Source organism: Winogradskyella epiphytica (assembly GCF_003217215.1).
Taxonomy (GTDB): Bacteria; Bacteroidota; Bacteroidia; order Flavobacteriales; family Flavobacteriaceae; genus Winogradskyella; species Winogradskyella epiphytica.
Window position 1 is genome coordinate 734,573 of the sequence record NZ_QJTD01000002.1, and the last position, 11,743, is coordinate 746,315.

11 protein-coding genes and 1 tRNA gene are annotated in these 11,743 nt (G+C 33.6%); 8 read left to right on the forward strand and 4 right to left on the reverse strand.

All coding sequences use genetic code 11. The features are described from left to right. Nucleotides 1-57: 57 nt before the first annotated feature. Complete coding sequence (locus DFQ11_RS08480; protein WP_110475419.1) at nt 58-624, reverse strand: TetR/AcrR family transcriptional regulator; 567 nt, start codon at nt 622-624, stop codon at nt 58-60. Nucleotides 625-1,114: 490 nt separating this feature from the next. Here DFQ11_RS08480 and DFQ11_RS08485 point away from each other — a divergent pair, with 490 nt between their 5' ends. The 5 genes from DFQ11_RS08485 (at nt 1,115) to DFQ11_RS08505 (ending at nt 4,746) form a co-directional block, all read left to right on the forward strand. Then, nucleotides 1,115-1,393 carry a hypothetical protein gene (locus tag DFQ11_RS08485; RefSeq protein ID WP_110475420.1) on the forward strand — a complete coding sequence of 93 codons (279 nt, stop codon included), beginning with the start codon at nt 1,115-1,117 and terminating at the stop codon, nt 1,391-1,393. Between the two features lie 400 nt (nt 1,394-1,793). Next, complete coding sequence (locus DFQ11_RS08490; protein ID WP_110475421.1) at nt 1,794-2,090, forward strand: DUF4298 domain-containing protein; 297 nt, start codon at nt 1,794-1,796, stop codon at nt 2,088-2,090. A gap of 328 nt (nt 2,091-2,418) precedes the next feature. Then, on the forward strand, nt 2,419-3,102 hold the full coding sequence (locus DFQ11_RS08495; protein WP_110475422.1) for a DUF4272 domain-containing protein: 684 nt from the start codon (nt 2,419-2,421) through the stop codon (nt 3,100-3,102). Between the two features lie 163 nt (nt 3,103-3,265). Continuing rightward, nucleotides 3,266-4,027 (forward strand): hypothetical protein, encoded by a 762-nt coding sequence (locus DFQ11_RS08500; RefSeq protein ID WP_110475423.1) that lies wholly within the window; start codon nt 3,266-3,268, stop codon nt 4,025-4,027. Between the two features lie 221 nt (nt 4,028-4,248). Continuing rightward, a complete protein-coding gene (locus tag DFQ11_RS08505) occupies nt 4,249-4,746 on the forward strand; it encodes a tetratricopeptide repeat protein (protein WP_110475424.1) in 498 nt (165 codons plus the stop codon). Nucleotides 4,747-5,050: 304 nt separating this feature from the next. Here the strand turns inward: DFQ11_RS08505 and DFQ11_RS08510 are convergent, their stop codons facing one another. The 3 genes from DFQ11_RS08510 to DFQ11_RS08520 form a co-directional block, all read right to left on the reverse strand. After that, nucleotides 5,051-5,584, reverse strand: coding sequence for a YybH family protein (locus tag DFQ11_RS08510; protein ID WP_110475425.1), 534 nt, complete (start codon nt 5,582-5,584; stop codon nt 5,051-5,053). A 172-nt stretch (nt 5,585-5,756) separates the two neighbouring features. Then, a complete protein-coding gene (locus tag DFQ11_RS08515) occupies nt 5,757-7,232 on the reverse strand; it encodes a polysaccharide deacetylase family protein (protein WP_110475426.1) in 1,476 nt (491 codons plus the stop codon). Nucleotides 7,233-7,533: 301 nt separating this feature from the next. After that, nucleotides 7,534-7,608 (reverse strand) — tRNA-Pro (locus DFQ11_RS08520). Nucleotides 7,609-7,844: 236 nt separating this feature from the next. Between DFQ11_RS08520 and DFQ11_RS08525 the strand changes: the two genes are divergently transcribed. Genes DFQ11_RS08525 through DFQ11_RS08535 form a run of 3 tightly spaced genes read left to right on the forward strand, consistent with a single transcriptional unit; the run spans nt 7,845 to nt 11,730 of the window. Then, complete coding sequence (locus DFQ11_RS08525) at nt 7,845-10,145, forward strand: TonB-dependent receptor (protein ID WP_110475427.1); 2,301 nt, start codon at nt 7,845-7,847, stop codon at nt 10,143-10,145. A 38-nt stretch (nt 10,146-10,183) separates the two neighbouring features. Then, the gene (locus DFQ11_RS08530; RefSeq protein WP_110475428.1) at nt 10,184-11,305 is read left to right on the forward strand and encodes a PQQ-dependent sugar dehydrogenase; all 1,122 of its coding nucleotides are present in this window, start codon (nt 10,184-10,186) and stop codon (nt 11,303-11,305) included. Next, entirely contained in the window at nt 11,302-11,730 is a 429-nt protein-coding gene (locus DFQ11_RS08535) for a c-type cytochrome (RefSeq protein ID WP_110475429.1), read from the forward strand. Before DFQ11_RS08530 ends, DFQ11_RS08535 begins: the two co-directional genes overlap by 4 nt. The last annotated feature ends 13 nt before the right edge of the window (nt 11,731-11,743 follow it).

The window sequence follows — 11,743 nt, forward strand, 5'->3', positions numbered from 1 at the left end:
AAATTTATGCTCGCTTCGTTTTTTATATCGAAGCCTTCTATTTATAATAATCTATTATTAACTAATGTTTTTGAAGGTTAATTCAATATAATCCTCAATTTCTTCTCTACTATTTACACGAGTTGCTGCCGCTAAGCCATGCTTCGCAAGAACTAAATAATTGGCTTCCTTAAGAATAGTTTCGTCATCCTTCACGGTATGCATTCTTAATTTTTCAATACATATATCTTTTAGCTGCTGCATAAAATCGTCTAACAAATTACGCACCTGTGCATCTTCACGGTGGGCAAACTCATTATAGGTATTGGTTAATAAACAGCCTTTTTCGTTGCCGTCTTTAAAACATATAGCTACGGAATCTTTAAAGAATTGTTTAATGTCCTCAACACCATTAGAAGACGCTTTAAATTTTTCAAAGAGGTCCTTTGTCTTCAATTTATAAGACTTTAAACACTCTAAAAATAGACCATGCTTATTTCCAAATCTCGAATAGATAGAAAACTTATTAATGCCCATTTCTTTTTCAAGCATTTGCATTGACGTATTTTCATAACCATGACGCCAAAATAAATACAAGGCTCTGTCTATCACCTCCGCTTCAATATATTCCTTCTTTCTCGCCATCTTCTTATTCAATAAACCAGTTAATTTACTAGTGATTCACAAATCTAAACAATCGTTTAGATATATAAATCTTTTTAACATATATATAAGTTATTCAACGGAAAATCATTTAGAGATGATACTCTCATAATTGTATTGATTCTTTCTAAAACCTAGGCCTTGCCGGTTCATTATCCTGGCGTTTTTTATGTATATTCTATACCTGAAGAATTAAAATTTCACCGATTAATTGATGACTGAGGATGCTTTAATTAAGAGGCGAATTATGTGCTTAAGCAATTATAAAATCGTTATAAGAATAGTACGTCCTACCAAATTTAATACAAAAGCAGACTTAACTTATTTTTTAATAGTACCTTTTGACGATAAGAGCTGTTTCAATATGTAATCTAATTCTTTAGATTTGTAGGCACATTTTATAAACATCTAACTATTTATGATATTATAAGTATGTTAGCATTATTGATAACACCCATTAAAATTGGTAATTATGAGTAGTTTAAAAGACATCAAGTCTGAAATCGAAAAATATGCGAATGACTCAAATCTAACTGAATTACAAATTGTTGAGAAACTCGAAAATTATTACTTTGATAAAAAAGTAAATGATAATTTAAAGTTGTATAAAAAAGGCAAGAAGAAAGTGAGGGATATAACGAAAGATTTGAAAATATCGCCTCGTAAATTCTATGCTATATTACAAAAAAAGAAAATTGAACACAAAAAGTACAAAAAAGATGAGTTAAAGGTCAAAGCATCTAACAAATAGCTCATTTCCCTTATCGAATTTTGCATTGGAACGAAAATCCGAAATTCCCAAAATTGCTAACCCCATGCCATTTAAAAAAAATGAATAGAACCATTACTGTAAGTAGTCAAAGACACTCACTTTTTCAGATGTTCTCTTCAAGGTTGCATTATATCGGAAACGAAAAAGTTTGCAGGGTTCAAATAAGAAAATACTACATAAAGCGACGTTTAATTATGTTTCTTGTTTTTAACTTATTTTCTCGCTTAACAAAACTACATACGAGCGCAGCGAACTAGAAAATCAAACCATACACAACGCTGTTACATATCAATTTGAGAAATGAATTCCCAATTCAATAATTCAATGCAACAAATCTATATTTTAGATTTGCATATTAAAAACGATAAATGACCCAATTATGAATGATATAATAGACCGAATTACAAAAATGGAGAATATATTAGACGAACTCACTACAGTTGTTGAGAAATCTGACAAAGCCATGAATGAACTTGCAGAATCTTTGAATGATTTAAATACTTTAAAAACATACTATGAATCGCAATATATGAAAGATGTTATGGCCGATAAAAGAAATGAAATCCCACAAGACCTTAAAAGAGGTGTTTTAAGTGAGGATGCTGTCTACACGTTGCTCACCGATTTGTTTGAATTATCTAATAAAATGGAAAAATTGAGCAAAAAAATAAAATAATTCTAAACGGAAATCGCACCAGGAATAACCAACACATATCGAATTACTAATACCATATTAAATTAACAGCTTGGGCATTGTCCAATGACTGATATGGGTCACGTCCATAAGTTTCTCTAAGATTTAGTGCAATACGCTACCTCTGATTGCTCATCACACCGAAAACGAAAACTGCTCTAATTTGTTTATTAATAGTGGGTTATTGTTAATAAGTCTAGTTTTAATATGTGCTTAATTCCATTAGATTTGTAAGTATGTATTGCAAATATATCACTACTTATAACTATATAAGTTAGTTAGCACCAATTTGAAAAAACAATAACTATTAATGGGAATTTTAGACATTTTCAAATCCGAAAACTCAAAACCAAAAACCGCTCTAAAAAGAAAAAAAGAAACGGAAAAGTTCCTGAAATCAATTAACGTTCCTTTTATTGAACATCTTCCAATGATTGAAGAGGAAAATGAAGTACGAATTAGAAAACCCGCAGAAATTACCAAAAGGATTTTAGTATTGACTTATCTGAACTATATTGCTGAAGAACCAGATTCTAAAATTGAGGTAATTGAATTTTTAAAATCTAATGGACTTTGGGAAAAAGTTTCACCTGATGAAAAGCTATTATTCAAAAGTGAGGAATTGACGGAACAAGAGCTTATTAATATATCTTGGCGTTCGGAGGCAATTTGGGTATTATTATGGGCAATTAACAAAGTAGAGGAAATTGAACTTCCAATTGAACAAGTAGAAATTATGGAAATAGTTTCAAAATTACCAAAGTTTATGTCTAATCCGACTGAATATATTAAATCAGCAACAATAAGACCGACAAGTGAAATTTTGGACTTTTCTGATTTGACTTATAGAATTCACTGGGCGACTCGAAATGCGGAATTGAATAATGAAAAGTCATTGGAATTTCATCCAAGTATTGTTATGGAAAGACACTATGCAATTAATTGGGTCACTTTTTATGAAGAGGAATGGGACGACATATCAACTGACACATAAAAAACTGGTGCTAACAACGTGTATAATTAATGGCTGGTAATCGCCTACTTACGAAAATCCTTGCGGATTTTCTATTCGGTTTTTATTTGCTAAATTAGGTGCTTAAACACGCCACTAATCATACACAAAACCGTTGCCACCAATTAAAACCAAACTTCAACGAATGAATTACAGTATAAAATTTATCAAAATAACTTTGGGGTTATTAATCATATTTAGCATTACATCGTGCAATTCACTTTGGTTAAAATATTCTGGGGTTTTAGATGAAAAACCCAAATTAAAAGTTATTTCAAACGGACAGAAAAATGTTACTTACCTACCGCTTCATCACATTGGACGAGAAGAATATTATGATGATATGTCAAAGAAAATTGACTCTTTACAAAATCTCAAATATATTGTGTTTTACGAAACGGTAACTACTGATTTAAAAGACAGTTCAGAATATATTAATTACGCAAAAAAGTTTAGAAAAATTCACGGTGATTTCGGTGCTGGAAATGGATATTTAGATACTATTAACAATAAGATTTATGGAAGCATAAAATACGATGAAAAATACAAAATGATGAATCAACCAAAATTTTTCGAAATGGGTGTTGACTCGTTGTCAGCAATTAATGCTGATGTAAAATTAGAAGAACTTATTAGTGCATTCGAGAAAAAGAATGGAACTATAAAATTGAACAAATGTGACCTAAAAACAAGCCTTGAATCAGATTATTCTTGTGAAGCTCTCAACAAAAAACTAAAGAAAGACTTTAAGAAAAACTTCACGTTGGGAATGAGAAACGAAAATCTGGCTGAACTAATAACGAATAGCAATTCGAACAAGATTTTCGTAATCTATGGAGCTCGACATTTTAAAGGAATTTTAAAAGAACTGAAATCCATTGACAAAAATTGGAAAGAGAAAAAATAACTTGTGGTAACAACGTATATAGCTCATAGCTAATTAGTTGCTGAATCGAAGTTAAGGCATATTTGGAAAGTCGCCAAATTTTTAAATTTTACGATTTCCAATAAAAAAGATAAATAGTAAAATTTAAAAATTCGGCTCGTGCTTAACCGAAAATAATTTTCTAATTTACACGCTACTAACCATATACAAGACCGTTGATTAGCACTTACATAAAACCTACCATGACCGATAAACAAATCAACAGAACAAAAGCTAAGATTACAAAGATTAAAAAAGCGCTTGCTGCCGAAAAAAAACATTGGGGAGGCTTTTATCACGATGGAGGCGGTTTACGCTATGCACAACCTCAACTTTATATTCAAATTCAAGATTTCACCGGCGCATTAAGATACTTTAATTGGTTTGAGAAAAACTTCCCAGAAGATCCAGGTACTGCCGCATTTTTATTTGAGTACGCGCTCACCTTATTTAAAACAAATCGAATAGAACGAGCTAAGAAAAAAATTTTAGAATTAATTGACGAAAATAAATACCTCTTGCCCTATTATTTAGATAGGGATTCATTCAAGGATATAGATCCAAATTCGGACTGGCTACTTGAATCAGTAGTCAACTATTTCCATTATAAAAAAGAGGATTCAATGCTGACCGACTTCAGCATTTGGTTAACTGATTTCTTAGAAACCGAAAATCTCTTAGATCTTAAAAAGAATAACTAGTACCAGATTTAAGCTGAATGAATCTCAAAAACCACATTGGTTAATAGATACTTAAAAAAAATGATTATAGAAGGTTTTAAAAATATCTTCTGACGGTTATACTTATTAGATAAAGTAGACGTATTCAAATAAACGAGCCCATAACGGATATACCCTCCCACCTTTACAATTTTCCATTATAAAGACCCTATGACAGCGCCTCAATCAATATATACTACATTCCGCTTACCTAACATTTATTTTAAATATATTTTTAGTTAAGCAGGTTATATCTTACTAAATCAGTTCAAGCTCAAACACGTCTTCAACTTTCAACTTTTTTTAAAGGGGAATGATGTTCACTCACTATTTTCCAACCTGAATCTGTTTTAACGAACAATAAAGAAATTTGGTCGTTCACCACAACACGGTCTTCACCAAACTTGAGATGAAAATCAGAATGAAAGGTTAAGTTAGCCACATCGCCATAAACCGCCACCTTCATATCATTAGTATCAAATTTCACAACTTCAGTGACAGCACCAAAGGTATTGCGTTCAAATTGTTCATTGGCCTCACTACCATTGCGCGGTTTTCCATTTTTAAATTCGGTAAACTTCGGGCCATAAGCATGAAAAGCAATGAGTTGGTCCATATCACCATTCTTAAGACTTTGTACAATAGCATCCCAAGTTGCTAGTACTTCTTGTTTTACTTCAGGAAATTCATCCTGAATTAAATCTACTGTCACTTCTTCAACCGCCACCTCTTCAACGACTTTTTTTTCTTCCTTTTGTTTGCAACTTGTAATTACAATTCCGAAAATCATAATCGTTACAATGATCCACCTTGCTCTCATATCTCTATATTTAATTGGTTATCAATTAATTATAAAGGTACGAATTTTATTAATAGGTGTGTTTTCAACCACTTAATACTATGACCTAGCAATACTATTAAGACAATATCTTCATCAGGTTTTATGGCATGAAGTGCAATGAGGCTAAAGGACAGTACTAAGGTAATTACATTTATTTTCTTCGGTTGTATACCGCTCCATTACTGAGCTCTTTACCTGCAAATAAGTTTTCTACAGTGACTAAATGATATCCTTTATCTTTCAAATTTGAAATAACCTCTGGCATAGCTTCCACTGTCGTTTTATGTATATCATGAGCTAAAATTATCCCATTTTTATCAGCCGCACTTATTCGCTCAGCGACTATAGACGCATTACGATCTTTCCAATCCATAGGGTCTAAATTCCATAAAATTATAGGCATATCAACATTGTTTTTTACAACATCATTAAAAGAACCGTATGGCGGACGCATCACATGTATATCTTCTCCAATAGTCGTTGAAATAACCTCATTGGTTTTATTGATTTGATTGATTATTTCGTCTTCCGATAATTTTTTCAAATCCTTATGATCCCAACTGTGATTACCTATTTGATGCCCTTCTTTAAAAGCTCTTAACAAAGTATTGTTTTGCACTTTGGCTGATTTTCCTAAAACGAAAAAGGTAGCTTTTACATCGTGCTCTTTTAAAATATCTAAAAGTAGAGTCGTATGCGTCGCCGGACCATCATCAAAAGTTATAGCAACGCAAGGCACTTGACTACAATCTATGTCGAAAGTCTTTGAAGTTGATTCGCTCGTTGGTGTTTCCGATACTATTTTATCTTCTATGGCCGACTGAAGGTGCAGCATATGTTCATACTTTTTACTTACTAAATGCTTATAGTCTGCTGGAGAAAGCCTTACTTCAATGTTTCCATAATTCCCCGAAGCAACCTGATACTTATCAAAATAAATAGTGAGATTCCCAGTGTCATCCCAAATAAAAGCATGGTAGTTTTTGTCGGAAGGCTTAGTACCCGCCTCAATCATCTCTTTAGAACTTTTCCAAAGGGCACTTCTATCACGAGATGTTAGACCTTCCATGGCATTGATTTTCGCTTTCATTACGTCTTCAGTCTTTGCTTTCACAAGCTCTGCAAGTTGATTGAAATTTTCTTGAGGCGAAAACAGATCTGAAAACTCTAAACGTTTTTGTACTTCTAAATCATAAATATGAGTAAAATACTGGGTATCATAATTATTACCATAAGACGTATACCGTTCTATTAAAAACCCTATAATAGAAGTTGTGCTTTCTATAATTTCAAAATGTTGACCAAAATCTAAGCCTGCAACTCTCTTTTGATCACTATTTTTGTCTATGGCATTCTGAAACTCATCTAAATAAGCCTGAGCAAATTTCTCTTGATGCCCATTAATAAAATCATATGTCGTTTTTGGATAAGAGGTATGAAATCTATCTTGAGCAGCTGAACTTTCTGATCCTATCTGAATATTCTTTACCTGAATATCATCTGTTAATTCTTCGGTGCTCTTTTCAATTTCTATGGTGGACGACTGTTGCTGGTTTTCTTGTTTCTTAGTCTCGTTACAACTATAAATGAAGACAAATACTAGGAGTAGATATATACTGTTTCTCATAAAATTTATGAATTAAGATGCTATTAATTAATCTAATTATTTTTAGTCTAAAGAACGTTGGTTTCAATAGGTTGCAAGATAATAATTTGTATCCGCACTGAATAAGAAACAGGAGTTGTTCCACAAAAGACAGGGGAAGATCCAATCGACCATCACTTTGATCTATTTTATTCTGATTAATACTAAATGAATACAAAGACAACCATAGATATCTTAGATCTTACCGATATCCTAAAAACCAGAAAACCTTGTAAATCATAAGACTTACAAGGTTTTTATTTCTGTTGTTATCACTTTTTTGTCGGGGTGGCAGGATTCGAACCTGCGACCTCCGCGTCCCAAACGCGGCGCGATAACCGGGCTACGCTACACCCCGAATAAGTATAAAATTTAAGTCATTTGGGAACTTAAACTCTAAATAAAATAAACCAAAAATCAATGGTTTTTATTATTCGACTGCAAATATAGATATTTCAAACAGTATAGCAAACATCTTTGTCTAAATATTTAATAAATATTTAGAAGCAACCAAAGACTGAGATAATATTGCTCAAAATAATTGATTCAACATAATATATGCGTTATTTTTCCAACTAGAATTATATCCATAATATGACTAAAATAGCTTTAAAACTTATCTTTCTATTCTATTTGCTATCGTCACACCTGCTCTATTCTCAAGACCTGATAAAAGGAAAAGTTATAGATAGCGAAACTAATCTTCCATTAGCACATACGCTCATCACTAATCTAGAGAATAACGAGGTGCTTTCATCTGACATTTCTGGACAATTTGTGCTTAAATCTCAAGGCCGTTACACCTTTAAAAGAGAAGGCTACCAACCTAAAACCCTAAACATAACATCATTCGATTATCAAATTATTCAACTAAACATAAAGACTTCAGAATTAAACGAAGTCATCGTGACCGCTAATCAAATCCCAAAAGCCCTAAAAAGTACGACATCAACCATTGAAATTCTTTCTAGAAAAGATATAGACAGAGGAAATAGTACCGATATTTCTCAGACCTTAAACAGAGCTCCTGGTATTTTTGTGCAAAGTGGAGCACTAAACACAAACCGATTCACCATTAGAGGCATCGGGTCTCGAAACCTCTATGGAACTTCAAATATAAGAGCCTACTTTAAAGATATCCCCTTAACCAATGGTAGCGGAGAAACCAATATCGACGATTTTGAATTAGGCTCCTTAGCAAGGATAGAAGTCATAAAAGGTGCAGCATCGAGTATTTATGGCGCAGGATTAGGCGGAACCATTCACTTAACTCCAAGAAATGCCTATTTAAATCAATCCTCTATTAATAGTGAATTAACACTCGGCTCCTTTGGACTCACAAAAGGAACTGTGAATTTGAATCATGGCACCACTAAAAACAGTTACAGAGCTATTTATAGCAATACGAAATCTGATGGTTACAGAGATAACAACACTTATAACAGACAAACTTTTACACTGAGTACCAATCATTATTTCAATGAAAAAAACGAAATCAGTCTACTTTTGGGTTACGTAGACCTAATGGCTTATATACCTAGCTCATTAAATGAAGACACTTACCTAAACAATCCTACTGCCGCCGATTTCACCTGGGGAAAAGCTAAAGGTTACGAGGATTCTAAACGTGGTATTTTCGGATTAAAATGGGATCATAAATACACGGATAATCTTAAGCAAATCACTAGTGTGTTTACGTCATTTACAAAGGCCTACGAGCCTCGCCCATTTAACATTCTCACAGAAAATACGTTTGCCTACGGCATTCGAAGTCGACTACTGGGCAAAACTAAATTACTTGATCAACCACTAAACTATACGGTGGGCCTTGAATTTTTTAAAGACAGATATATTTCTAAAACATTTGAAAACTTATATCAGGACTTTCCTGATGGAACGGGTAGTGTTGAAGGCTCTATACTTTCCAACTTTAAAGAGAATAGATACTACTATAATCTGTTCTTTGAAACGAATTATGAATTGTCTCAAAAAATGAATCTCGTATTGGGAATCAACTTTAATAAAACTTCTTACGACTTAAAGGATAACTTTCCGGTATCTGACTCCAATCCCGATCAGTCTGGAGATTATAAATTTGATGGCATTCTATCACCTAAATTGGGTTTATCATATGCGGTTTCTAAATACATCAATATCTATACTTCCATAAGTCAAGGCTTCTCCCCTATTTCATTGGCTGAAACCTTATTACCAGATGGCCAAATCAATACAGAACTTAAACCTGAAACGGGATGGAATTATGAAATTGGCACAAGAGGCACTGCTTTTAATAATAAACTACAATTCAAATTAGCGATGTACCGCTTGGATGTAAAAAACTTGGTAGTCTCTAAACGTGTTTCAACCGACCAATACATAGGTATTAACGCCGGCCAAACACAACATGATGGATTGGAATTAGAATTCAAGTATAACTGGTTAAATCATCAATCCATTCAACTAAGTAGCTTTATCAACTATACCTTAAATGATTTCACATTTAAAGAATTTATAGATGGAGATGATAATTTTTCAGACAACGATTTAACTGGAGTACCGTCTGATATTTTTAATGCAGGAATAGACATCACCTCCAATTTCGGCATATATGGTAATATCAATTTTCAGTATATCGGAAGTCAACCAATCACAGACAGCAACAGTCTTTACAGCGATAGCTATAACCTAACTAACCTGAAAATAGGCTATAAAACAGAACTTGTAAAAAAGATGACTCTCAGTCTCTATGTGGGTCTAGACAACCTCTTCGATAAAGCCTATGCTTCCCAAATTTTAATCAATGCTTCAGGTTTTGGAGGAAGAGCACCTCGCTATTATTATCCTGGTCATCCGATTAATTTTTACACTGGATTAAACATTAACTATGCTTTATAAACAAATATGCATAACTTTATAGCATAAACACTTGAAAAATGAAACACTTAAAGACTTTACTCGTTATATGCTCAATTTCAATTTTAGCATGTGCTCAACAAAAAGAATCAGAAGTAAAAGCTGAAGCTACAACCTCCTATGATTACGTTTCAGAAGTGGTAGTTGGCGACCTTAGCATTCCTTGGGGCTTTGTTTTTCTTCCTGATGGTGCAATGCTAATCACGGAAAAATCAGGAGAACTCATTCATTTTAAAGAGGGTACTAAAACATTAATCAGCGGACTACCAGAAATCTATGTACGCGGCCAAGGTGGCTTATTAGATATTGAACTTCACCCTAATTATGCTGATAATGGTTGGATATACCTCACCCATGCTTCTGCAGATGGACCTGGCGATGGAGGTAACACCGCCTTAATTAGAGCCAAATTGGAAGGCAACACCTTAACCAATGTAGAACAACTGTATAAAGGGGAACTAAATACAACAAAAGGGCAACATTTCGGTTCTCGTATAGAATTCGATAACGACGGTTATCTTTATTTCTCTATAGGAGATCGCGGTAATAGAGATGAAAATCCGCAAGATATTACAAGAGATGGTGGAAAAATATACCGTCTTAACGACGATGGCTCAATTCCAGACGACAATCCGTTTGTTGACGAAGCGAATGCAAAAACAGCCATTTACAGTTATGGTCACAGAAACCCTCAAGGAATGATGATGCATCCGGAAACCGGTGAAATATGGGTACATGAACACGGCCCAAAAGGAGGTGATGAAATAAATATTATAGCAAAAGGAAAAAATTACGGTTGGCCATTGGTGAGTTACGGTGTCAACTATAGTGGAACTTCATTTACAGATAACACCACACTGCCTGGAATGAAAGACCCATTGTTTTATTGGGTACCTTCTATCGCCCCTAGTGGAATGACCTTTGTAACCTCAGATATTTATCCAGAATGGAATGGCAACTTACTTGTTGGCTCGTTAAAATTCAATTATCTCGAAGGCTTAGTTTTAGAAAACAATACTGTGGTAAAAAGAAAAAAGCTATTAGAAGATATCGGTCGTGTGAGAAGCGTTAAACAAGGTCCTGACGGTTATATTTATGTAGGCGTCGAGAATTTAGGAATTGTAAAAATGATTAAAAAATGATAAAAGCTATAATCTTAATAGGGGCTTTATTCACCCTAGTTTCATGTAATAACAGCAATAAAAACACAAAGGACTTAGCCAATAATCAACTTGACCCAGAACTAAAAGCGAGTGTAGAACGTGGAAAAATAGTCTATGGCGATATGTGCATGACCTGCCATTTAGCCGATGGTAAAGGCACACCTAACGCATTTCCTCCCTTAGCCGATTCTGATTTTCTTAGAGAAAAACAAACAGAGAGTATTAAGGCAGTTAAGCATGGCATGTCAGGCGAAATTGTAGTAAATGGAATAACTTACAATAGCGCTATGGCGCCATTAGGGCTTTCAGACACTGAAGTTGCCGATGTTATGAATTATATAAATAACAGCTGGGGAAATGCTATAGATAATTTTGTAACACCCGAGAAAGTTTCCGAGCTATAAAGGTGCATTAATA